This is a genomic window from Rhodoferax sp. LS1P39, assembly GCF_056521425.1.
This window is the reverse complement of sequence record NZ_JBWMAV010000001.1, coordinates 314097-336902: the sequence shown is the minus strand read 5'-3', so window position 1 is coordinate 336902 and position 22806 is coordinate 314097. Positions and strand designations below refer to the sequence as shown.

The 22806-nt window shown below is 63.1% G+C and carries 17 protein-coding genes; 6 read left to right on the top strand and 11 right to left on the bottom strand.

Annotated features, from left to right (window positions below):
• Positions 1-20: 20 nt before the first annotated feature.
• Positions 21-2993, top strand: a complete 2973-nt coding sequence (locus AC097O_RS01440) for a hybrid sensor histidine kinase/response regulator (RefSeq protein ID WP_479591106.1) — start codon at positions 21-23, stop codon at positions 2991-2993.
• 43 nt (positions 2994-3036) lie between these two features.
• On the opposite strand, the gene AC097O_RS01435 is transcribed toward AC097O_RS01440, so the two are convergent.
• From AC097O_RS01435 to AC097O_RS01390, 10 genes are all read right to left on the bottom strand, one after another.
• Complete coding sequence (locus AC097O_RS01435; protein ID WP_479591105.1) at positions 3037-4443, bottom strand: aldehyde dehydrogenase family protein; 1407 nt, start codon at positions 4441-4443, stop codon at positions 3037-3039.
• Between the two features lie 78 nt (positions 4444-4521).
• A complete protein-coding gene (gene tynA / locus AC097O_RS01430) occupies positions 4522-6816 on the bottom strand; it encodes a primary-amine oxidase (protein WP_479591104.1) in 2295 nt (764 codons plus the stop codon).
• A 160-nt stretch (positions 6817-6976) separates the two neighbouring features.
• Positions 6977-7918, bottom strand: a complete 942-nt coding sequence (gene feaR, locus AC097O_RS01425) for a transcriptional regulator FeaR (protein ID WP_479591103.1) — start codon at positions 7916-7918, stop codon at positions 6977-6979.
• 61 nt (positions 7919-7979) lie between these two features.
• Complete coding sequence (gene maiA, locus AC097O_RS01420) at positions 7980-8621, bottom strand: maleylacetoacetate isomerase (protein ID WP_479591102.1); 642 nt, start codon at positions 8619-8621, stop codon at positions 7980-7982.
• 2 nt (positions 8622-8623) lie between these two features.
• Positions 8624-9895: a fumarylacetoacetase gene (fahA, locus tag AC097O_RS01415; RefSeq protein WP_479591101.1), complete on the bottom strand. Its 1272-nt coding sequence runs from the start codon at positions 9893-9895 to the stop codon at positions 8624-8626.
• The gene (gene hmgA, locus AC097O_RS01410) at positions 9892-11223 is read right to left on the bottom strand and encodes a homogentisate 1,2-dioxygenase (RefSeq protein WP_479591100.1); all 1332 of its coding nucleotides are present in this window, start codon (positions 11221-11223) and stop codon (positions 9892-9894) included. The genes fahA and hmgA overlap by 4 nt, the downstream gene beginning before the upstream one ends.
• Before the next feature lie 68 nt (positions 11224-11291).
• Positions 11292-12257 (bottom strand): Bug family tripartite tricarboxylate transporter substrate binding protein, encoded by a 966-nt coding sequence (locus AC097O_RS01405; RefSeq protein WP_479591099.1) that lies wholly within the window; start codon positions 12255-12257, stop codon positions 11292-11294.
• 28 nt (positions 12258-12285) lie between these two features.
• Positions 12286-12474 (bottom strand): DUF2783 domain-containing protein, encoded by a 189-nt coding sequence (locus AC097O_RS01400; protein ID WP_479591098.1) that lies wholly within the window; start codon positions 12472-12474, stop codon positions 12286-12288.
• A 12-nt stretch (positions 12475-12486) separates the two neighbouring features.
• A complete protein-coding gene (locus tag AC097O_RS01395) occupies positions 12487-14091 on the bottom strand; it encodes an FAD-dependent oxidoreductase (RefSeq protein WP_479591097.1) in 1605 nt (534 codons plus the stop codon).
• Positions 14092-14121: 30 nt separating this feature from the next.
• Positions 14122-15078 (bottom strand): MBL fold metallo-hydrolase, encoded by a 957-nt coding sequence (locus AC097O_RS01390; protein ID WP_479591096.1) that lies wholly within the window; start codon positions 15076-15078, stop codon positions 14122-14124.
• A 118-nt stretch (positions 15079-15196) separates the two neighbouring features.
• Between AC097O_RS01390 and AC097O_RS01385 the strand changes: the two genes are divergently transcribed.
• Positions 15197-15982: an IclR family transcriptional regulator gene (locus AC097O_RS01385; protein ID WP_479591095.1), complete on the top strand. Its 786-nt coding sequence runs from the start codon at positions 15197-15199 to the stop codon at positions 15980-15982.
• A gap of 60 nt (positions 15983-16042) precedes the next feature.
• On the opposite strand, the gene hppD is transcribed toward AC097O_RS01385, so the two are convergent.
• Complete coding sequence (hppD, locus tag AC097O_RS01380; RefSeq protein ID WP_479591094.1) at positions 16043-17116, bottom strand: 4-hydroxyphenylpyruvate dioxygenase; 1074 nt, start codon at positions 17114-17116, stop codon at positions 16043-16045.
• 141 nt (positions 17117-17257) lie between these two features.
• Here hppD and AC097O_RS01375 point away from each other — a divergent pair, with 141 nt between their 5' ends.
• The 4 genes from AC097O_RS01375 (at position 17258) to AC097O_RS01360 (ending at position 22011) form a co-directional block, all read left to right on the top strand.
• Complete coding sequence (locus AC097O_RS01375) at positions 17258-17623, top strand: CidA/LrgA family protein (protein ID WP_479591093.1); 366 nt, start codon at positions 17258-17260, stop codon at positions 17621-17623.
• Positions 17616-18332, top strand: a complete 717-nt coding sequence (locus tag AC097O_RS01370) for an LrgB family protein (protein ID WP_479591092.1) — start codon at positions 17616-17618, stop codon at positions 18330-18332. Before AC097O_RS01375 ends, AC097O_RS01370 begins: the two co-directional genes overlap by 8 nt.
• Positions 18333-18398: 66 nt before the next feature.
• Complete coding sequence (locus tag AC097O_RS01365; RefSeq protein WP_479591091.1) at positions 18399-21299, top strand: sensor domain-containing diguanylate cyclase; 2901 nt, start codon at positions 18399-18401, stop codon at positions 21297-21299.
• Positions 21300-21660: 361 nt separating this feature from the next.
• Positions 21661-22011, top strand: coding sequence for a helix-turn-helix transcriptional regulator (locus AC097O_RS01360; protein WP_479591090.1), 351 nt, complete (start codon positions 21661-21663; stop codon positions 22009-22011).
• Positions 22012-22806 lie beyond the last annotated feature (795 nt).

Below are 22806 nucleotides of genomic sequence, written 5' to 3'. Positions count from 1 at the left end.
GCATCCGATTTCGGCTTAACTTGCTGTTCGCCCTGTTGGTGTCGGGCCTGCTGGGGGTGTTTGGGGTGCTGTCCTATACCGACAGCCGCGCCCAGTTGCTGGAGCGCTATGAGGCCAGCCGCAGCGCGCTGCAGCAGCGCCTGGAGATCAATCTGGCCTCGCCCATGTGGCGGCTGGACAAAGAGACGCTGGACCGCAACCTGGCCGCCGAGATCCACCCCCCGGTGCTGAGCATCGTGGTCCGTGAAGAAAAGGGTGCCGCGCCTTTTGCCAGTGCCGCGTCCGGCCAGGCGGGCAAGCAGCCGGCCCTGGAAGACGTGCTGGAATTCCCCTTGTCCATTGACCGCGATGGCGCAGTGCAGGCGCTGGGCATCGTGACCGTGGTGACCACCCACGAAGAAATCGAGACAGCGCTGCGCAAGCTGGTGTGGGACCGGGTACTGGAAATGGTGCTGCTGGTGATGCTGCTGGTGTGGGCGCTGTCCTATGGCATGCAGGTGCTGGTGCTGCGCCCCATCGATGCGCTGAAGCAGGCCCTGACCCGGGCGGCGGGCCACCACGACACCAATACCCAAATGGCTTTGCCCATCGACCGCAAGGACGAATTTGGCGAGGTGGGCAAGAGCTTTGCGCTGATCGCCAACCGCCTGGCCGACGACCTGGCGCGCGGCGAGCGCTCAGAGGCCGAGTTGCGTGCTGCCTACGAGCGGCAAAAGGAGATGATGGCCCAGGTCGAGCAGAGCAAGCTGCTGGCCGAAGAGGGCTCCAAGGCCAAGTCGTCCTTCCTGGCCAACATGAGCCACGAGATCCGTACCCCGATGAACACCATCATCGGCCTGTCGCAACTGGCGCTGCAGACCGACCTGAACCCGCGCCAATACCAGTACATCGAGCGGGTAGCCATTTCGGCCCAGCATTTGCTCGGGATCATCAACGACATTCTGGACTTCTCAAAGATCGAAGCCGACAAGCTGGAGGTGGAGCAGGTGCCGTTTGTGTTCGACGGGCTGCTGGCCAATGTGTCCAACCTGGTGTCGGGCAAGGCCATCGACAAGGGGCTGGAGTTTTTGTTCGATGTGGCACCCAACGTACCCCGCCAGTTGCTGGGCGACCCGTTGCGGCTGGGGCAGATCATCATCAACTTTGCCAACAACGCCGTCAAATTCACCGATGCAGGCGACATCAGCGTGGTGGTACGGGTCCAGACACCGCCCCAGAATGGCCGCATCCAGTTGCATATTGCCGTCAAGGACACCGGCATCGGCCTGACCCCGGCCCAGATCGACGGCCTGTTCCAAAGCTTCCACCAGGCCGATGCGTCCACCACCCGCAAGTACGGCGGCACCGGGCTGGGCCTGTCGATCTCCAAAAAACTGGCCGAGCTGATGGGCGGCCAGGTGGGCGTGACCAGCACCCCGGGGCAGGGCAGCAGCTTCTGGTTTACCGCCGATCTGGGCATGGTGGATGCCGCCCAGGCCGTGTCCGACAGCAGCGCCTGGGATCCTGCCGAGCTGCAAGGCCGCCGGGTGCTGGTGGTGGACGACCATCCCCATGCCCGCGGCCTGCTGTGCGAGATGCTGGCGGGCTTGCCGCTGCAGGTGGAGAGCGCGGCATCGGGTGTGGAGGCGCTACAAAAAATAGAGCTTGCTACGCTGAATGGACGGGCGATAGATCTGGTTTTTCTGGATTGGAAGATGCCGGGTATGGACGGGCTGGAAACCGCCCGCCGTATCCATGGCTTGCAGCTTTCGCCCCGGCCCCGGCTGGTCATGGCCACCGCCTTTGGCCGCGACGAGCTGGGCCAGCAGATGCAGGCGGGCGAGGTGGATGGCGTGCTGGTCAAGCCGATCTACACCGCGTCGCTGCACGCGGTGTTGCGTGCGGCGCTGGAGGGCGAAGCCCACCCGCCCGCGCAGCGCCAGGACCTGGCAGGCCCGTTGACCGACCGGCTGGCCACGATCACCGGAGCCCATGTGCTGCTGGTGGACGACAACGAGTTCAACCAGTATGTGGCCCGCGAACTGCTGGAATCGGCGGGCTTTGTGGTGGACGTGGCTGAAAACGGCCAGATCGCGCTCGACAAGGTGCAAGCCAAAGCCTTTGATGTGGTGCTGATGGACATGCAGATGCCGGTGATGGACGGCGTGACCGCCACCCGCGCCATCCGCCAGCTGTCCGCCCATGCCCAGTTGCCCATCATCGCCATGACCGCCAACGCCATGCAGCAGGACAAGGATGCCTGCCTGGCTGCCGGCATGTGGGACGTGGTGACCAAGCCCATCGCCCCCGAAGCGCTGTGGTCGGCCATGCTGCGCTGGGTGCCGCCGCACCAGCGGATCCGACCTGTGCCTGTGCCCAGCAGTCCGGCCCCGCAAGTGCCTGTGGCATCGCCAGAGCAGGCCGTGCTGGACGGCATGGGCGCCATCGACGGGCTGGACACGGCCCTGGGCCTGCGCCGCGCCAACGGCAAACCCAAGGTGTACCTGGAGATGCTGCGCCTCTTTGTACGCAACCAGAAAGACCTGGAAACCCAATTGCAAGCCGCGCTGAACGCAGGCGACTACGCCCAGGCCGAGCGCCTGGCCCATACCTGCAAAGGCGTGTCGGGCAGCCTGGGTGCCGCCGACCTGCAAATCCATGCGGGCCAGCTCGAAGATGCCTTGCGCAAACGCGTGCCGATGGACATGGTGCAAATGCTGGCGCTGGCCGTGGTACAGCCGCTGCATGCGCTGTTGACCCAATTGCAGCGCCGCCTGCCCGCTGCGGTGGTGTCGCCACCGGTGGAAGTAGACCCCGAGCAACTGCGCACCGTGTGCGACCAACTGGTGGCCCTGCTGGAGAACGATGAAGGCGATGCCGTCGATCTGCTGGACACCCATGCAGGCCTGCTGCAGGCGGCGTTTCCGGGCAGCTTTACCGCCCTGCGCGATGCGGTGCAGGGCTTTGACTTTGAAGCGGCGCTGGGGCTGCTGCGCGACTGCGAAGTCAGGTAGCGTCTTGGTCGCGATCTGAGTACCGTCTGTGTGCGTTTGAGGGTCAGCAGAAAACCACTTGCGGGTCGGTGTACTCCAGCATGCCGTCTTCGCCAAATTCAACGCCCATCCCGGAGGACTTGGTGCCACCGAATGGGGCGTTGGGCTGGATGGCGCCGTGCTTGTTGATCCACACCGAGCCGCACTCCATCTGGCGGGCCACCTGCTTCGCATGCGCTATGTCGTTGGACCATACCGATCCGCCCAGGCCGTTGGGGCTGTCGTTCGCAGCGCGTATGGCCTCGTTGATATCTGTGTAGCGGACCACCGGCAAGGCCGGGCCAAACTGTTCTTCGTCCACCAGGGCATCGCCGTTTTTCAGCCCGGCGATGATGGTGGCCGGGAAGAACAGGCCGTCGCCCGGTGTGCCACCCAACAGCAAGTCGCCCCTCTTGCGGGCATCGGCCACCAGTGCCGCCACTTTGTCGAACTGCATGCGATTCTGCACCGGGCCCAGCAAGTTGTGTTCGGTCATGCCATCGCCCATTGGGACGGTTTTGGCGTAAGCCACCAGGTGTTCGCACACTGCGTCGTGGATGCTGTCGTGCACATACAGGCGCTTCATGGCTGCACAGGTTTGCCCGCTATTGAGGAAACTGCCCCAGAACAGTCCCTCGGCGATGGCCTTGGGGTCGCAATCGGGCAGAACAATGCCTGCGTCGTTGCCGCCCAGCTCCAATGTCAGGCGCTTCATGGTCCGGGCCGCAGACTGCATCACCTTTTGACCGGTCGCGCAGGAGCCGGTGAAGACTATCTTGCGTATGCCCGCGTGGGCCGCCATGGCTGCACCGATGCTGCCCTCCCGGTCGTCCCCGGTAACGCAATTGAGCACACCTGCAGGCAGCACCTCGTTGAGTAGCTCCACCATGCGCAGGGTCGCCAGGGGGGTGTTGGGCGAGGGTTTGATGACCACCGTGTTGCCTGTGCGCAGCGCGGGCATGGCGTGCCAGATGGCGATCATCAGCGGAAAATTCCATGGCGTGATGGAGCCCACCACCCCCAGGGGCTTGCGGTGCAGTTCCACCCGGCCTTGGGCATCGTCTTGCAATACCTGCATGGGCAGCGCCAACCCGCTGGTGTAGCCAGCCCAGGCCTGCGCGCCGCCCAGCTCCCAGCGAGAACCCATGCCGTTGAGTGGTTTGCCTTGCTCCAGCGTGACCAGTTGCGCCAGCTCCTCGGCGTGGGCCGCGAGCTTTGCCACCACGGCTCGGCACGCCTGCTGCAGTTCGTCGTCCGGCTTGCGAGACCAGGCAGGAAAGGCTGCCTGCGCCGCTGCCACGGCGGCATCCAGGTCGGCCAGGCTGGCGTTGGGGGCCGTGCCGACAATGCTGCCGGTGGACGGGTTGTGCACATCGAATGCCGAGGTGGCGGAAACGGCGTGACCGCCGATGGTCATGTGGGCAGCGTACATGGTGGGTTTCTTGTTTCTTGTAGATCTATTTTTTTGCAGTCCCCAGCGCCGGGTGTTGGCGACGGGGGGGCTGGGCCTTTACTTGGCAGGCTGGTTCAGCCCTAGCGTGGGCGTTTCGTCAAAGAAATTCCAGGGTTTGAGCAGGGCATGCACCCATTCGGTGGGCATGATGGGCCACTCTTCGGCACGGGCGACGTGGGTGGTGCCGGTGGTCAGCCAGACTACGTCGTCGGTGTTGGTAATGGACTGGTTGTTGGCGGTGAACTGGCCCAGGCCGGTGTCGGTCTTGGAGCGGTTGGGGAACTTGCCCTCGGGAAACATTTCGTCGGGGTTGTAGCGGGTGACCCATAGCTGTTTGTCCATGAAGCTCAGGCGGTGGTAGATCCACTCGTCCTTGCCAAAGTTGGCTCCCTTGGCGATGGGGTGGGTACCACCGGCATAGGGGATGAGCTGGTAGGACACCGGGTTGCCGACCTTGTTGGTCTTGGCCGTGTTGCTCAACAGACGGATGGTGGCCGGGTCGAATTTTTGTGCCGCTTCTTGCTCGGTGGCCACGGTGCGGGTGGTGGTTTGCATGGTGCTGGTGCGGGGGCCGCCCCGTGTGTTGGGCAGCACCACGGGGTCCACTTCGGTGAGGGTGTTGGTCTCGCCGTCCACATCCAGGTCGAGGCGGAAGTTGTAGATGTGCTGGTGCGTGGTGCCTACGATGTTGTGGTCCAGCAGCGTGCCGTAGCGGGTGTCTTCGGCGGCGGTGGCATCGGCCATGGTGCGGGACTTCACACCCTTGACTGCCTCGATGCCGGTGGCTCCGGCATTGATGCCGATGGTGCCGTTTTCGGCAAACACCCAGTCAAAAATGTAGTCGTAGTTGCCCACCGTGCTGATCCAGCGCACCACCAGTTCGCGGCGCTCGGCGCTGATGTTGGGCTGGCCCATTTCCTGGTGCTTGAATTCGGGGCCTGCATAGCGCTCGAACACGGCGATGGCGTTGGGTACGGTGGCGGCTTTGCCGGTGTAGTCGGCCAGCGTTGCCTCCAGCAGTACGGCGTTTTCAGGGGCATCCTTGCCGCGCTGGATAGGGGATGTCAGCGTGCCCATGCCGTACTCGCCCGAGTCCAGGTAGGCCTTGAAGTACCAGCCTGCATCCGGGTCGCCGTAGGGCACGATCATGCCGCCCAGTGAGCCCTCGTACATCACCTTGCGCTTGGTGCCCTTGTCGTTATAGGTTACGGTAGACAGCACCAGTCCGACGCGCGAGTCCAGCCGCAGGTGAAAGTCCCAGTTGCGCCAGTGCAGCGTGTTGCCGGTGATGGTGTAGTTCTTGCCCTCGGGCTCGGTGATCTCCAGTGGCTTGGGCGCGGTGGTGGCCTTGCGGTCGCGGCCATCAAATGGCGTGGCCTTCATGGGCACCGGAATGACACCCTGGTCTTCAATCTTGACCACTTTTTTCTGCACCAGATCGACTACGGCCACCAGGTTCTCGATCGGGTGGGACCAGTAGTTGCCATCACCCACCTCCAGGTAGCTGACCACCTTGAGCAAGCGGTCTTCCTGTTGCAGAAGATCCTTGCCGTCGAAATAGCCTACGGTCAGTGGCGTGCCGACGACCTTCTTCACGTCGGTGATGCCGCGCTTGGCCAGGGCCTGGGCGAACTCAGGGCTGGCTTCAATGGCCGCCTGCACGGTGGCAAAGTCGTCCAGCAGCACCATGCCGTGCGCGCCTTCCACTTCTGTCCATCCAACCACACTGCGCGCTGCCAGATCCACCGAGCCCTCGATCACCTTTTTTCCGTCCAGGATGACAAATGCCGCCTGGCGCGGTGCCTTTACGGCTTGCCCGGTCAGGGCAAAGTTCCAGACCTGGTCTTTTGGCGGGGTTTTGACGCTGATCTCTGTAAAACGGTAGCCCGCCTGGTAGCGACCCGAGGCCTTCAGGATGTCTACCGTGGCCTGGATTTCAGCGGCGGTGAGCGGGTTCAGCGGGCTGGGTGTGCGCTCCACCACAAAGGTGGTGTCCAGGCCCGACTGGAACACCTGGTTGATGAAGCCTTGCGCTACGTAGGCCTGGCCCTTGCGCAACACCAGGGGCACCTCCAGCGTCAGCGGCTTGCCGTTCACCAGGGCCGTTTTGGAGCCGGGCTTGACGCGCACCGTGGTGCTGTTGCGGGTGATGGTGTACAGGTTGGCAAAGTTGTCCCAGCGCACCGTGGCACCAAAGGCCTCCAGGGTCTTTTGCATCGGCACCATGGTGGCTGCACTGCCGTGGGCTTGGGCGGAGGGGGCCCACAGGGCGGTTGTACCCAGAGCCAGGCCGAGAGCCAGGCTAAGAGCACGGACAGTGTGCCCGCCGGGGGGGTGATGGGGTTTGAACATAGCGGCTTCTTTCAGCATCGTGGGTGGGTCAAAAATACGCGCGGTAGCCGTTGTTGCAAGGCTCCACTGCGATGACCCACAGCTTAGGCAGCTTGGCCTGGCCGGACTTTGTTGCGCCTGCCAATTGGCTGTGCCTGCCTGCCAAAGCAGGCGGTTAGGGTCAGCCGTGGCAGCGTCGGCGGTATTCGCCCGGAGGCACGCCAAAACGCGTTTTGAACGCCGATGAAAAGTGGCTGGAGTCGGCAAAGCCCCAGCTGTAGCCCAGGGTGGACAGCTTTTCATGGCACGCGGACTGCTGCAATGCCTGTGCGCACTGGTCCAGGCGGCGGTTTTTGATGTACTGCGCCACCACCAGGCCCTGGCCAGAAAACATCCGGTACAGGCTGCGCACCGAAACCCCGATACGCTGGGCAATCCATTGCGGAGACAGGTTTTCGTCGACCAGGTGCGCGTCGATGGCATCGCAGGCTTTGCGAAACATGCGCTGGTGCACATCTTCGGCATCGCGCTGTGTGGCCCCTGCCAGGCCGATGGCGGGCTTGAGCAGCGTGACCAGCGCGTCCAGCACGGCTTCCCCTTCCTGCACGGCCAGTCCCGCCTGGGATTGCGATAAGGTGGCGTGCATCAAGGCACCCGCCACGATGGCCACCGCCGAATGCGCTGGAATGCGCTGCGCGCACGCGACACGACCCGTAGGCAATTGGCGCAGTACCGTCTGCCGCGGCAGGAGCAGCGATACCTGCCGGGACTGTGCGCCCAGCACAATGCTGCAGGGCCGGGCGGCATCTAGCAGGACGATGTCGCCCTGACTGAGTGCGGCCTGCTGCGTGCCCTGTTCCATCCCGCACTGCCCCTGCAATTGCAGCACGGCAAAAAACTTTTGGTCATCACCTCGCCCCACGTCGATTTGGCTGCGGTACAGGCGAGTGTGCATACCTTCCACCACGCTGAGGCGCACGACCCCACTTTCCACAGCATCAAAGCTGCCGCGAAAGGCCTCCCCCTGGACGCGGGCCTGAAAGGCACCGCATGCCGTGTTGATGTGGCCGAGCCAGTTCTCGAACGAAAGGGCGGAGCCGTGGGGGGAGGGTTGGGCTTGCATGGCGGCGGTAGCAGTAAAGGAGGAAACCTTAAACCCAACGCAAGTTCTGCACCAGTCGGGCTTACTCTGCGTCCGGCTGCTGCTGTGGGGCTGCCTGCTGAAACGCGGGCAGACTGGCGCACCGTGCGTGCACCGCCATCAAGGTGGGCACGTGCTCCAGGCTGCAGTGAAAGCGTTGGGCGTTGAACACCTGGGGCACCAGGCAGCAGTCGGCCAGGGTGGGGCTATCGCCCACGCTGAAGAGCCCCGATGTCTGGCGCAACCGTGCCTCTACGGCGGCCAGGCCGGTTTCGGTCCAGTGCCGGTACCAGCGGTTCCTTTGCGCGCTGTCCAGGCCCATTTCTGCGCCCAGGTAGTTCAGCACCCGCAGGTTATTGAGCGGGTGGATTTCGCAGGCAATGTCGAGCGCCAGGGCGCGGATGTGGGTCCGCTCCAGCGCATTCGCGCCCAGCAATGCGGGCTGCGGCCAGCGCTCTTCCAGATATTCGATGATGGCCAGCGACTGGGTGAGCGCCTGCCCGTCGTGCACCAGCGTGGGCACCAGACCGGCCGGGTTGATGGCCAGATAGGCATCGCTGCGCTGCTCGCCGCCGTTTTTCAGCAGATGCACCGGGACTGATTCGTAGGCAAGCCCTTTCAGGCCCAGCGCAATCCGCACCCGGTAGGCGGCGGAGCTGCGAAAGTAGGTGTGCAGGGCCAGCATCTCTATACCGCCACTGCAGGCAGCACCGTGCCCCGGCATTCGCCAAAGCCGATGCGCCTAAAGCCTTCGCGCACGCAGTAGCCGCGCAAGATGATGGTGTCCCCGTCTTCTAGCCAGGTGCGGGTTTCGCCGTTGGACAGGGCAATAGGCTGCTTGCCGCCCGCGCTCAACTCCATCAGCGAGCCGCCCTGCGCGGGCAAGGGGCCCGACAGCGTGCCGGTGCCAAACAGATCGCCCGCGCGCAGGTTGCAGCCGTTGACTGTGTGGTGTGCCACCAGCTGGGCCACGGTCCAGTAGGCATCGCGGTAGTTGGACTGCGACAGGCGGTCGCCCGCGTGGCCAGCGGCCCGCATCTGCGCTGTCTGTATCCACACTTCGAGTTCAATATTGATAGCGCCTTGCGTAGTATTGGTGGGCGAGGAGAGGTAATTTAACGGTGCGGGGTCACTGGCTGGGCGCTGGAAGGCTTCGCGGAACGGGGCCAGCGCATCCAGCGTCACCACCCAGGGCGACAGTGCGCTGGCAAAGTTTTTCGACAGGAACGGGCCCAGCGGCTGGTATTCCCAGCCCTGTACGTCGCGCGCGCTCCAGTCGTTGAACAGGGCCACGCCAAACACATGCTCTTCGGCCTGGGCCATCGCAATCGGGGCACCCATCGGATTGGGCTGGCCAATGACGAGGCCCAGCTCCAGCTCGTAGTCCAGGCGGCGGCACGGGCCGAAGCTGGGCGTGTCCTGGTCTGGGGTCTTGGTCTGGCCATTGGGCCGTTTGAAACTGCTGCCACTGGGCACGATGCTGGAGGCCCGACCGTGGTAGCCAATCGGCACCCATTTGTAGTTGGGTAGTAGCGGATTGTCGGGCCGCAACTGCTTGCCGATGGTGGTGGCGTGGTGGATGCTGGTGTAGAAGTCGGTGTAGTCGCCGATCTCGCAGGGCAGGCCCAGCTCTACGTCTGCCTGGGCGTGCAGAGCAGCCTGGAACGGGGCTTGCTGGGGGCTGCCGATTTGCAGACCGGCCACCAGGGCCTGGCGCAGGCTGCGGCGGGCGGCGTGGGGTTGCGCCATCAGCCGCTGCATGTCGTTGTGGTCGATCAGCCCGGCGGCGCGCAGGTCCAGTACCTGGTCGCCAATCGCCACGCCGATGCGCCAGTCGCCTTGTTGCCGGAAGCGGCCAAACGGCAGGTTCTGGATCGGGAAGTCGCTGGCCGGGTGGTTGGCGGATGCAACCCAGCTTTGCAGGCTTGCATCGTGGCTTGTGTCGAGTGGGGAGGTCATGCGGTGGCTTTCGTAAATGGGTTGACGTGGTTGTCCGGCAGGCTGCTCCAGCAGTCGGCGTAGGCGGTGTCCAGCATGCCGCCTTGCATGGCAAAGGCGGTAGGTACAAAGCGGTAGCGGCTCTCCAGCATGAAGGCCAGGGTGTTGTCCAGCTTGTGCGGCTGCAGTACGGCGTGGCTGGCCTGGTCAAAGGCGGCTGCGTCGGGGCCGTGCGGCACCATGCAGTTGTGCAGGCTGGCACCACCGGGCTTGAAGCCCTCGGGCTTGGCATCGTACTGGCCGTACACCAGCCCCATAAATTCGCTCATCAGGTTGCGGTGGTACCAGGGCGGGCGGAAGGTGTCTTCGGCCACCATCCAGCGCGGCGGAAAGATCACGAAGTCGCAGTTGGCCGTGCCGGGCGTGTCGCTGGGGCTGGTCAGCACGGTGAAGATGCTGGGATCGGGGTGATCGAAGCTGATGGAGCCGATGGCCATGAAGTGCGCTGTGTCGTACTTCACCGGTGCTAGGTTGCCGTGCCAGGCGACCACGTTGAACGGGGTGCCAGGCTGCTGGTTGTGCCAGAGCCGACTGCCGTATTTCTTGACGATTTCGTAGCCGCCGACATCCCCTTCAAACGCCGCCACCGGGGCCAAAAAGTCGCGGGCGTTGGCCAGGCCATTGGAGCCGATCGGCCCCAGCTCGGGCAGACGAAACGGCGCACCGTAGTTTTCGCAAACGTAGCCACGGGACACCCCATCGGGCAGCCCCACCTTGAAGGCGATTCCGCGTGGGATAAGCACGATTTCACCTGGTGCTACGTCCAGCACGCCCAGCTCGGTAGTGATGACCAGGCGGCCTTGCTCGGGGATCAGCAGCATCTCGCCATCGGCATTGACCAGTGCGCGCTGCTGCATGGAGGTGTTGGCGGCATACACCATTGCCGCCATGCCCACTTGCGCGTCGGCATCGCCATTGGCCACCAGCGTGGCCAGGCCATCGACAAAGTCCACGCGGCTGCCGTCTGCGGGTAGGGGAAAGGGGTTCCAGCGCAGCGGGTCGGGCGGGGTGACTACGCCACCGGCGGCGCCGCTGGACCATAACGCCTGCACATAGGGCTGGTAGCCTCCACTGACCACCGACGGCTGGCGGCGGTATAGCCAGCTGCGACGGTTTTCGGCACGGGGCGCGGTGAATGCCGTGCCCGACACCAGTTCGGCATACAGGCCATGCGGGGCCTGTTGCGGGCTGTTGCGGCCCTGCGGCAGGCTGCCGGGCACGGCCTCGCTAGCGTATTCGTTGCCAAAGCCGCTTTGGTAGTGGCGCTGTACAGAAGATGCAGTGGTCATGATTTACTATAAATTGTGTAGCTGCTAGTGCTGGTGGAATAAGCGCTAGAGGTCTATTTTGTTAAAAATCAATCGACTTTGATGTTGTTGTCCCGAATCAGGCGGCCCCAGCGCTCACGTTCGCTTTTGGCGTAGCTGGCCATTTGAGCAGGTGTGCCGGGCAATCCTTCCACGCCCAGCGCCTGGAAGCGGGCTTTGACGACGGTGGAGTTCAGTGCCTCGACCAGGGCCTTGTTGAGTTTGGCCACGGTGTCGGCCGGGGTGCCAGCGGGCACGGCCAGGCCCTGCCAGGCGTAAGCCTCGAAGTCGGGCAGACCCTGTTCGGCCAGCGTGGGCACGTCGGGCAGGGTGGCGATGCGCTTGGCACTGGCCACGCCAATGGCCCGAACCTTGCCTGCCAGCACAAACTGGTTGCCGCTGGCCGTGTCCACCAGCATGAACGGCACCTGGCCACCCAGCACGTCGGCCATGGCGGGCGATGCACCCCGGTAGGCCACATGGGTCATGGGCGCACCCATTTTTTCGCGCAGCAACTCGGTGGCCAGGTGGTGGGGGCTGCCCACGCCCGCCGACGCGTAGTTCACGCCATTGGGCTGGGCCTTCACCCAGGCCAGAAACTCCTTGTAGTTCTTGGCCGGTACCTGCGGCCCCACCACCAGCAGCAGCGGAAATCGCGCCAGCAAGCCAACCGGAGCCAGGTCTTTTTCGGCGTTGTAGCCCAGCTTGGAAAACAACGCCGGGTTGGCCGCCAAGGTGGCAAAGTCGGCCGTCATCATCACATGGCCATAGTCTTTGGCACGGGCGGTGTATTCGGCGGCGATGTTGGTGGCCGCGCCCGGCTTGTTGTTGATGATGATGATGATGGGGCTGCCCAGGCCTTTGGCCATGGCCTCCGCGGTGGCGCGGGCCACCGCGTCGGAGCCGCCGCCAGCGGCGTAGCCCACCACCCATTCAATCGGTTTGCTGTCCTGGGCAGCAGCGGTCCATGCCATGGTGGAGAGTGCCAGGGAGAGGAGGATGCGTCTGGTGGTCATGGGAAATGTCTCTTTGTCGTTGTGGGGTTCAGGCAGCGGCGGCGAAGGCTTGGCGCAGCACGGGCAATGCGCCGATGTGGTTGGCCAGTACCAGTACCAGTCGGGCGTTGAAGGCATGGCTTTCTTCAGCGCTGAGGCCTTGGTGGGCTTCGATCAGCGCCTCGTAAAAATCGTCGGGCGCGTCCAGGTGGGGGGAGGTGTTGAGCGTGGCTTGCATTTTTCGTTTCCTTTAAGCGGCCAGAGCGCGTTGGCAGGCATTGCGGATGGCGGTGTTACTGGGGGCACGCCAGCGGGCGCACACGTGCTGGTCCGGGCGCAGCAGGTAGACCGTGCCGGTTTGGGCGTCGTAGCGCTGTACGGCCAGGGCGTTGGTGAGCGGCACCTGTACCACGTGCAGATCTGTCTGGGCGATAGACCGGGCGGCGGTATCGTCGCCAAACACCAGGGCGGTAAAGCCAGTGCGGCTGCAGGCGCGCAGCAGCCAGCCGCCGTCGGCCAGAGGCGCATCGACGGCGGCGGCACCGGGCACCATCTGGCTGCTGAAGTGGTCGATGTCTGCGGTGTTCAGCGGCGAGCCGTGCAGGGTGGCGGGCACCGACAGGCGACCGCTGTTGACCAGCACCCTGGCAAAGGAGTGGTGCTTGCTCAGGGCCAGCGTGGCATCGCGGAAAAGGCGGCTGATCTCGCTCTTGGGGGTGATGAAGTCGGTGGCGCGGGTGGAGTTGCGGATGTTCTCGTCGGCGGCGTACTCGCGCTCGGCACCATAGCTGTCCAGCAGCGCATCCGAGGCCCGGCCTTGCAGCACGGCGGCCAGTTTCCAGGCCAGGTTTTCGGCATCCTGCACGCCCGAGTTGGCACCGCGCGCGCCAAATGGCGACACACCGTGCGCCGAGTCTCCCGCAAACAGCACCCGGCCATGGCGAAAGCTGGCCATGCGCAGACAGGAGAAGGTGTAGACACTGGCCCATTCCAGTTCAAACTGCGCATCCTCGCCCAGCAGCGCTTTGACGCGGGGGATGATGTTCTCGGGCTTTTTCTCCTCTGCGGGGTCGGCATCCCAGCCTAGCTGGAAGTCGATGCGCCACACGCCGTCGGGCTGCATGTGCAGCAGCACGCTCTGGTTGCGGTGAAAGTCGGGGTCGAACCAGAACCAGCGTTCGGCCTTCAGTTCCAGCCCGCTGTGTTCCTCTTTGAGCTTGATGTCGGCGATCAGGAAGCGGTCGCGAAAGCTGCGGCCCTTGCTCTCCAGCCCGGCCAGTTTGCGCAGGGCCGAGCCCGCGCCGTCGCAGGCGGCCACGTAGTCGGCATCCAGCTGGTAGGGGCCGTCGGGGGTTTGGATGGTGAGGCGGGCAAAGTCGACCTGCTGGTCCAGCCCGGTGACGGCGTGGTTCCAGCGGATGTCGATCAGCGGCAACTGGGCGGCACGCTCGGCCAGAAAGCCCTCTACGTAGTACTGCTGCAGGTTGATGAAGGCCGGGCGCTCATGGCCGGGTTCGGGCAAAAGGTCGAAGCGGTAGACCTCTTCGCTTTTGAAAAATACCTTGCCGACACTCCAGGACACGCCTTTGTCCACCATGCGGTCGCCGCAGCCCAGGCGGTCAAAAATCTCCAGGGTGCGCTTGGCAAAGCAGATGGCGCGCGAGCCACTGGACAAGGTGTTGTCGTTGTCCAGCAGCACCACGGGCTGGCCCTGCTGGGCCAGGTCTACCGCCAGCGCCAGGCCCACGGGGCCTGCGCCCACCACCACCACCGGGCGGCGCACCGGGGTGGCCGCGTCCTGGTCGGGGTGGTGGGTAGCAGCGAATTCTAGTTTTTGGTAATCGATCGTCGCCATGTCTTGTCTCCTTGTTCTTGTCTTTGAAACTTAGGCTTCCAGGGTCTTCCACATCTCTACATCGCGCTCTGCCGTCCAGATGCGGGGGTGGGGGTACTGGGTGACTTCGTCAAAGCAGCGGGTCACGTCGAACGGCATGCAGTGGTCGAAGATGACCCAGTGGCCGTACTTGGGGCGCAGCGCCTCCATGGTGCTTTGGTAGACGGCGTGCAGGTCTTTGCCTGCGGCCACCCCGGCCTCCACGCTGGTGCGCACGTCGGCGATGAAGTCGCGGGTACCGCGCAGCCCCGCACTTACCTGCTCAGGCGTGACCAGGGCCGGGCCACGGCCGGGCACCAGGGCAGCGGGTTGCAGCGCGGCCAGGTTGTCCAGGGTTTGCGGCCAGTCCTTGAAGTAGGCATCGCCCGCGTAGGGGGTGGCATCGAACTCGACCAGGTCGCCGCTGAGCAGGGTGCGCTCTTGCGGCAACCACACCACGGTGTCGCCCTTGGTGTGGCCCCGGCCCAGTTGCAGCAACTGCACTTCCAGCTTGCCCAGCCACAGGGTCATCTTGCCGGTGAAGGTCATGGTGGGCCAGGTCAGGCCGGGCGGCACGGTTTCTACGTTCTGGAACAGGCGCGGAAAGCGGCCAATCTCGCTGTCTTTGTCGAACTGGCCGCGCTCCACGATCAGGTCATAGGTGTCCTGGCTGGCCAGGATTTGCTGTGCGTTGTAGGCACTGGCACCCAGCACGCGGACCGCGTGGTAGTGCGTCATCACCACGTACTGGATGGGCTTGTCGGTCACTTCGCGGATACGGCGGACCACGTCGGCTGCCATGGCTGGGGTAGCCTGGGTGTCGGCCACCAGCACAGCGTTGTCGCCAATGATGATGCCGGTGTTGGGGTCGCCCTCGGCGGTGTAAGCCCAAGCGTGTTCGGAAATCTGGCTGAAGGTGACGTTTTTTTCTTCCAGGTCGGCGTGGGAGGCAAATTTTTTGGTGTTCATGGTGGTGGTGGGGTGGGCGGTAAATTTGTTAATTGCAAATCAGTTTGTTGAATCATAGCGAAAAATTAGCGTATGTCAAAATACTTTGTTATCAGCAAACTAAAGAATAAGGATGGCCATGCCAGAACCCCGAGAACAGCGCGCGGTGCAGTCGATCGAGGTGGGTGGGCGTTTGCTTTTGGCACTGTCTCACCAGCCGGGGCCGATGACGCTCAAGGACCTGGCGGCTCAGGCAGATCTGCCCGCGTCGCGGGCGCACCCCTACTTGGTCAGCTTCTCAAAACTGGGCTTGATCGAGCAGCAGGTGGACGGGCTGTATGCCCTGGGTCCTGCCGCGCTGCAGTTGGGCCTGAGCTGCCTGCACCAGCTAGACCCGATGAAGGTGGCCGTACCGGTGGCCGAGGGGCTGGCCGCCCGCACCGACCAAAGCGTGATCATTGCGCTGTGGGGCAATCTGGGGCCGACCGTGGTGCGCATGATCGAGGCGCGCCAACCGCTGCACGTGAACATGCGGGCGGGCACGGTGATGTCGGTGCTGGGCACGGCCACGGGGCGCGCGTTTGCCGCCGCGCTGCCGCGCAAGATTCTGGAGGAAGCCCTGGCCGGACCCATGGGGCGTTTCAGTGCCATGGACCGGGTGGGTGCGCAGAACCTGGATGCCGAGCTGCTCTCCGCCAAGCAAGAGGTGAAGGCCCACGGCGTGACCCGTGCGTTGGGGCGGCCTATCCCCAGCGTCAACGCCTTCAGTGCTGCCGCCTTCGACCATGAGGGCCGCGCGGCCCTGGTGATCACTGCCCTGGGCCATGAAGACCATTTCGATGCAGCGTGGGATTCCGCGATGGCGGTGGCGGTCCGCGAGGCTGTCGCAGACATCTCGCGGCGCTTGGGATTCGCTATTGTTTAAATAGCTGGTTGCGCCTATTGAATAAGCGCTGGAGGCACTTTTTTCTTAGAACAATCGGTCCTATTTTTGTAGCACGCCGCGCTGCAACTGGTCGCGTTCCAGCGACTCGAACAGTGCCTTGAAATTGCCCTCGCCAAAGCCCTCATCGCCCTTGCGCTGGATGAACTCAAAGAACACCGGGCCGAGCTGGGTTTGCGAAAAGATCTGCAGTAGCAGGCGGGGTACGCCACCGTCGGTCGATCCATCCATCAAAATGCCGCGCGTTTGCAGCTCGCTCACAGGCTGGCCGTGGCTAGGCAGGCGGCCATCGAGCATCTCGTAGTAGCTGTCGCTGGGCGCGGTCATCAGCGGCATACCGGCCAGGGCCAGGCGGTCTACCGTGGCCAGCAGGTCATCGCAAATCAGGGCGATGTGCTGGATGCCTTCGCCGCTGAACTTCATCAGGAATTCTTCGATCTGCCCGCCGCCCTGGCGGGCTTCTTCGTTCAAGGGGATGCGGATTTTGCCGTCGGGGGCGGTCAGCGCCTTGGAGGTCAGGCCGGTGTATTCGCCCTGGATGTCGAAAAAGCGGATCTCGCGGAAGTTGAACAGGCGTTCATAAAAATCGGCCCAGAACGCCATACGGCCCCGGTAGACGTTGTGCGTCAGATGGTCGATGAGTTGCAGGCCGTGGCCTACGGGGTGGCGGTCCACACCTTCGATGAAGTCAAAGTCGATGTCGTAGATGGATTTGCCGTCTTCAAACCGGTCGATCAGATACAGCGGCGCGCCGCCTATGCCCTTGATGGCGGGCAGGTTCAGCTCCATGGGGCCAGGATGCAGCTCTATGGGCTGGGCCCCCAGCTCCAGCGCGCGGCGGTAGGCGTGGTGCGAGTCCTTGACGCGGAACGCCATGCCGCAGGCGCTGGGGCCGTGCTCGGCGGCAAAGAAACCGGCCACGCTCTTGGGTTCGCGGTTGACGATGAAGTTGATGCCGCCCTGGCGGTACAGCACCACGTCTTTAGAGCGGTGCCTGGCCACCAGGGTAAAGCCCATGCGCTCGAATACGGGCTCCAGCACGCCGGGGGTGGGCGACGCGAACTCCACAAATTCAAAGCCCATCAGGCCCATCGGGTTGTCGAATAAATCTGCCATGCTGTGTATCCTTGTATTGCGAAGACCATCATCCGGCAGACAGTGCGCAGTTTTCAATCAACTTACAGCGTCAACTATGCGAACAACACAGGATTTCAGCGTGAAGGCCCAAACCCACGCAACGCCTTGGGTCCTCGCGCCATGATGGCCCTGCGAGGGCTGGCCTATCTGCTGCTGTTGCAGGCTGCCGGGGAAGGGCTGGCGCACTTCTTTCAGTTGCCGTTTCCGGGGCCGGTGGTGGGGCTGGTGCTGTTGCTACTCACCCTGGGCCTGGGGTGGGTGCGCGAGCCGGTGGCGGCTGCGGCAGAGCTGCTGCTGGCGCATTTGTCGCTGCTGTTCATCCCGGTGGGCGTGGGGGTCATCACCCACATGGCGCTGGTGTCGCAGTACGGCGTGCAGTTGCTGGTGGTGATTGTGCTGTCCACCTGGATCGGCCTGGCGGTCACGGCGCTGGTGCTGCGGGCCTTGCTGCGGGCCGACCCGGTCAGCCAGGACGCGCATGGCTGATTTTGTCCAACTCTGGGTGTTTTTGTCGGCCACGCCGCTGTTTGGCCTGACCGCTACGCTATTGACCTACGCCGCCGCGCAGGCCGTGTACGACCGGTTCGAACGCGCGCCCTGGGCCAATCCGGTGCTGTGGTCGGTGGTGCTGCTGGGCGGCGTGCTGGTGGCCACGCGCACGCCATATCCGTCGTACTTTGCGGGCGCGCAGTTTGTGCATGTGCTGCTGGGCCCGGCCGTGGTGGCGCTGGCCTGGCCGCTGTGGTTGCGCCGTGCCGAGCTGCGCAGGCGCGGTGTGGCCCTGACGCTGGCCGCCCTGGCCGGGGGCACGGCCGCAGCGGGCAGCGCGGTGGCCATCGCCTGGGCGCTGGACATGCCGGGGGACGTGGTGCGTTCGCTGGCCCCCAAGTCCGTGACTGCAGCCGTGGCCATGGGCATCGCCGAGCGCATTGGCGGCGTGCCCGCGTTGTCGGCGGTGTTTGCGGTGTTGACCGGGCTGGTGGGGGCCTTGTCGGGCAAGTATTTGTTCAATTTTCTGAAAATCGATGCCTGGGCGGTACGCGGCTTTGCCTTGGGCACGGCTGCCCATGGCATTGGGGCCGCCAGAGCGCTACAGGTGCACCCCGATGCCGGTGCCTACGCCGGCATCGCGCTGGGCATGCAGGCGGTACTGTCATCGCTACTGATGCCGCTGCTGTTTGGCTGGTGGGGCTGAGGGAATCGGTCGCCGCCTGCGATAGACTGGTTGCAAAACTGTAAGCAATAGTTTCCGGAGAGGCCCGTGAATCCTTTGGATGTGTCCGTCGAATCGTCCCGCATGGCGCGTTTGCGGGAGTTGGTGGTGTTGGACAGCGCGCCCGAACCCTTGTTTGACGGCTTGGCCCGGCTTGCGGCGGACATTTGTGGCGTGCCGATTGCGCTGATCAGCCTTATCGACGACGAGCGCCAGTGGTTCAAGGCCAACGTCGGGCTGCCGGGGGTCAACGAAACGCCGCGCGATGTGGCCTTTTGTGCCCACGCGATCCAGAGTGATGCCTTGCTCAGCGTGGCGGACGCGTCACGCGACGACAGGTTCGCGGACAACCCGCTGGTCACCGGCAATCCCCACATCCGCTTCTATGCAGGCGCGCCGCTGGCGCTGGCCAGCGGCGACCGGGTGGGTACCCTGTGTGTCATCGATCGCACGCCCCGCGAGCTGACCGAACCCCAAATACAGATGTTGCAGTCTCTGGCCAAGTTGGCCACACAGGGGCTGGAGATGCGCCGAGATCTCATCCGCAAGGCTTTGTCCGTCCGCACAGACTACGAGCAGGCCTTGTCCCACAGCGAGGCCCGCCACCGCGCGCTGATCGAGGACCAGGCGGAACTGGTCTCTCTGGCCCGGCGCGATGGAGAACTGGTGTACGTCAATCCGGCCTATGCACGCCAGTTCCAGCGCGACCCTAAAGCGATGGTGGGCAGCAACCTCTTTGAAGAGGTGGATGCCGCATCCCAGGACACCGTCAAACGGCTGATTGCCGAGGTGTTTGCCACCGGGGGTGTTCGCACCAGCGAAAACGGCATGCGCGGACCCGATGGCCACATGCGCTGGGTCGCCTGGACCAACAGCTTGCAGCGGGGCACGGACGGCGAGCTGTTGCTGCATTCGGTTGGGCGGGACTTTACCGACCGCAAGCGCGCGGAAGACGCGCTGCGCGCCAGCCAGGGATTTTTGTACCGGACAGGCCGCGTCGCGGGTGTGGGCGGATGGGAAGTGGACCTGGCGACGGGCACCATCACCTGGTCGGACGAAACCCGGCGCATCCATGAGGTAGACCAGGCTTACGTTCCGAAACTGGAGACCGCCATCGGGTTCTACGTGCCCGAGGCGCGCCAGACCATTGAGGATGCGGTGCAGCGCGGCATACGTGAAGGACTGCCCTGGGACCTGGAGCTGCAGATGGTCACCGCGCGGGGGCGGTTGATCTGGGTTCGCACCTCCGGCGAAGTGGAGTTTGAAAATGCGCAGGCCGCTCGGTTGGTGGGTGCATTTCAAGACATCTCCGAACGCAAGGGCCTGGAGCGGCGCTTGACCGAAAGCGAGCGCTTCGTTCGGCAAGTTTCGGACGGCTTGCCCATCCGCATCGCCTACGTGGATGCGCAGCGCCGTTTCCAGTTCGTCAACGAAGCCCACTGCCAGCGGCTTGGCGTGCCACGCGAGCAGATCATTGGCCGCACGCGCGACGAACTGAAAAAGATATCCTTGGACGAGGTCATCGAGCCCAGGCTCAAAGCTGCTCTGGCGGGCCATGCCCAGCATTTCGAGTACGACGACATGGTGAACGGCCAATGGCGGCGCATCGAGAGTCGGATGATTCCCGATGTTGCGGAGGATGGGTCGGTCCGCGGCTTCTATTCGACGGGTATCGACATCACCGTGCGCAAGGAGGCCGAGCGTGCACTGCACGAGTTGATCGCCATTCTGGACACCACGCCAGACTTTGTGGTCCAGTCGAATTACCGTGGTGAAGTGGTGTACATGAATCCGGCCGTGCGCCGCGCAGTGGGCATCGCGCCCGACACCCGTCTGGGCGGCCGAAGTTTCACGGAGTTCAACACCCCCATCACCAACCAACGCTTCATTGACACCATTCTTCCTGCCGTCAAAGCCCGCGGCAGCTGGATGGGCGACACCACGGTTTTGGTCGAAGGAGGGCGGGAGTTGCCCGTCAACCATATGGTGATTGCACACCGGGACCAGGATGGGCGCATCGATCGGTACTCCGCGGTCATGCGGGATATTTCTGCGGAGATGGATGCCCGGCAGCAGTTGCTCCGGCAGACCGCCACCCTGAAGTCGGTCACCGAAGCCATCCCCATGATTGTGGGCGTGGTCGGTGCGGACGGCCTCTACCGCTTTGCCAACCATGGGTTTGAGCGATGGAGCGGTGCGTCCCGGGAGCAGATCGTCGGGCGCTCCATGGCCGAGGTCCTGGGCCAGGCTGAGTACGAGCGCAGCCGATCTTGGATCGCGCGCGTACGGGCCGGAGAAACCGTGAGTTTCGAAAACAAATACCCCGGGCGCAGCAGCTATTCCCATCTGGCCATCAGCTATGTGCCGCTGTGGCTGGACGATGGCACCGTGGACGGTTTTGTCCAGATCGCGCAGGACATCACCCAGCACCGCAACGAGGAAGAACGCCTGTTGCAACTCAGCCAGCGGGACCCCCTGACCGGACTGTTGAACCGTGCCGGTTTTGAGGGCTACATGGCGCACCAGGCCCACTCTGGCACCCAGACATCGCTGGCCTTGCTGTACATCGATCTGGACCATTTCAAACCCGTGAACGACCAGCACGGACACCCCGTAGGCGACCTGGTGCTGCAGATATTCTCGCAACGCCTGCGGGTCGTGGTAAGGCCCAGCGATGCGGTGGCCAGGCTGGGGGGCGACGAGTTCGCGATTGTGCTGTCGGGCATCCGCGACGAGGCCAACGCGGGCATGGTCGCAGACAAAGTGGTTGCTGCGGCGCTGGAGCCGTTTGAGGTAGGGAACTTGCCGTTGCGCCTCGGTGCCAGCGTCGGCGTGGCTTTCAGTGCCAATGCTTCGATAGACGTGGCCGACCTGCTAGCGCGTGCCGACGCGATGCTCTACCAGGCCAAGCAGGCGGGGCGAGGGCGGCGGGCAGGAGGGGGGCGCTGAGCCGGTCTGGGGGCAGGGGTGCGTTTTTTGCTTAATATTTAAGCAGTTGACCAAATTTTGGATTTTTGGTCGGGGTGAGAGGATTCGAACCTCCGGTCTCTACGTCCCGAACGGAAAATTTACGCTACAGAAGCTTAGGGAGAAAGTCTCCACTCCTAATAAAATCAATAGCTTAGCACAATGGCTTAGAAATTTTCTTTCGTTTTCCGTCGCTTTCATCTACTTTCATCCAAACTGATTTGGCACAGTTTTGGCACAGTTTTTCGAACGCACGTAGAGAACTGGAAGTTCATGTCGGGTGAATCGAGTCGGAATAAAAGTTGGATCTATACGGTACATCGAAATTACCGGATGTCCTTTCATGAACGTATCCCACGAACTTGGTCAGTTCAAAATGGTGACCAAAGCTGAAGCCGCCCAAGTGTTCAGCGTCTGCACCAAGACCATCGACAACTACATCAAGGAGGGGCTGTTACCCCATCCAGTTTCTTTTGGGTCTAGAGAGTATTGGCACCCCACTGTGTTCCTGGGTCATATAGAGAAGGTCTTTATGCCACCTTCTGACGATGCGGTCGTCGTATCACCACAACCACCGATTGTTCGGGTGCAGCAGCCAAGACTGGGTAAAAAATCTGGTGATTTGGGTGATTCATCTGCAGTGGTGCGACAGAATGCGCGTCAAGCAGAAAAGCTCAAGCGACTTGGTGGCTGACAATTCTTTTTTAATCCTGATACAAAAAATTGAGCCTCTTTTTTTACGCTTTTATAGCGTGGTCAAAGTGGTAGAGCCAGGAACGCCAGACGGATGAACGGCAAGCTTGTATTGAGCCCATGCTCGCAGTTCGTCCAAAGCCGGTGGTTCTTCTCCAGCCATACGAAGCGGCATTTCACTATCCGCGCTTTGGCGTGGACTTGAAGGTGTACCACTTACTACGTTTTGAGATTTGTACTCTAATGTGTTTCCCAGTGTGTCGCGCACGCTCTGCGCAAAGGGCTGAGTCAATTTTGGCGTGCTTGATCGCCCGCACTCGCGGCGCATATTTAGCTAGACAGACGAGTCACAATATCAATATGCCGTCGATTCTTCTCTCCAAGCGAGCTCTCGGAACTGGTGTTGTGCACACCTAAGCAGAAGCCTAACGGCGGCATCTGCGTCCTTGGAAACGCTTGCAGCCAGCGGGTACACCGATCTGCGCACCCTCTAGGAGGATGTGTGCGGTATAAAGCACTCCCAGTACACAACTGCGATCGTTGTTGGAGTTCATGGCATGGCCTATCAACGCAGATACTGCTACGAGCATCAAGCGGACGCGCAAGCTGCACTTCTGGCATGGGATGGTCGAGGGCATCCATCCGGTCCATGGATCAAGTGCAAGGGCATCGGAATCGATTTTCTGAACCCCGAATATGTCTAGGCCCGTGCCGACCTGCGACCTGCGACCTGCGTCGTGGGTCGTGGTCGTCGATGCCAACTTGCCCTAGGGTGCAACAGCCCAATGGTAGAGCT

What these genes read in the sequence shown, in the direction of transcription:
- AC097O_RS01435 (WP_479591105.1), bottom strand. Translation starts at nt 4,443, where the DNA reads ATGTACGCTGCCCACATGACCATCGGCGGTCACGCCGTTTCCGCCACC.
- tynA (WP_479591104.1), bottom strand. Translation starts at nt 6,816, where the DNA reads ATGTTCAAACCCCATCACCCCCCCGGCGGGCACACTGTCCGTGCTCTT.
- feaR (WP_479591103.1), bottom strand. Translation starts at nt 7,918, where the DNA reads ATGCAAGCCCAACCCTCCCCCCACGGCTCCGCCCTTTCGTTCGAGAAC.
- maiA (WP_479591102.1), bottom strand. Translation starts at nt 8,621, where the DNA reads ATGCTGGCCCTGCACACCTACTTTCGCAGCTCCGCCGCCTACCGGGTG.
- fahA (WP_479591101.1), bottom strand. Translation starts at nt 9,895, where the DNA reads ATGACCTCCCCACTCGACACAAGCCACGATGCAAGCCTGCAAAGCTGG.
- hmgA (WP_479591100.1), bottom strand. Translation starts at nt 11,223, where the DNA reads ATGACCACTGCATCTTCTGTACAGCGCCACTACCAAAGCGGCTTTGGC.
- AC097O_RS01405 (WP_479591099.1), bottom strand. Translation starts at nt 12,257, where the DNA reads ATGACCACCAGACGCATCCTCCTCTCCCTGGCACTCTCCACCATGGCA.
- AC097O_RS01400 (WP_479591098.1), bottom strand. Translation starts at nt 12,474, where the DNA reads ATGCAAGCCACGCTCAACACCTCCCCCCACCTGGACGCGCCCGACGAT.
- AC097O_RS01395 (WP_479591097.1), bottom strand. Translation starts at nt 14,091, where the DNA reads ATGGCGACGATCGATTACCAAAAACTAGAATTCGCTGCTACCCACCAC.
- AC097O_RS01390 (WP_479591096.1), bottom strand. Translation starts at nt 15,078, where the DNA reads ATGAACACCAAAAAATTTGCCTCCCACGCCGACCTGGAAGAAAAAAAC.
- AC097O_RS01385 (WP_479591095.1), top strand. Translation starts at nt 15,197, where the DNA reads ATGCCAGAACCCCGAGAACAGCGCGCGGTGCAGTCGATCGAGGTGGGT.
- hppD (WP_479591094.1), bottom strand. Translation starts at nt 17,116, where the DNA reads ATGGCAGATTTATTCGACAACCCGATGGGCCTGATGGGCTTTGAATTT.
- AC097O_RS01375 (WP_479591093.1), top strand. Translation starts at nt 17,258, where the DNA reads ATGATGGCCCTGCGAGGGCTGGCCTATCTGCTGCTGTTGCAGGCTGCC.
- AC097O_RS01370 (WP_479591092.1), top strand. Translation starts at nt 17,616, where the DNA reads ATGGCTGATTTTGTCCAACTCTGGGTGTTTTTGTCGGCCACGCCGCTG.
- AC097O_RS01360 (WP_479591090.1), top strand. Translation starts at nt 21,661, where the DNA reads ATGAACGTATCCCACGAACTTGGTCAGTTCAAAATGGTGACCAAAGCT.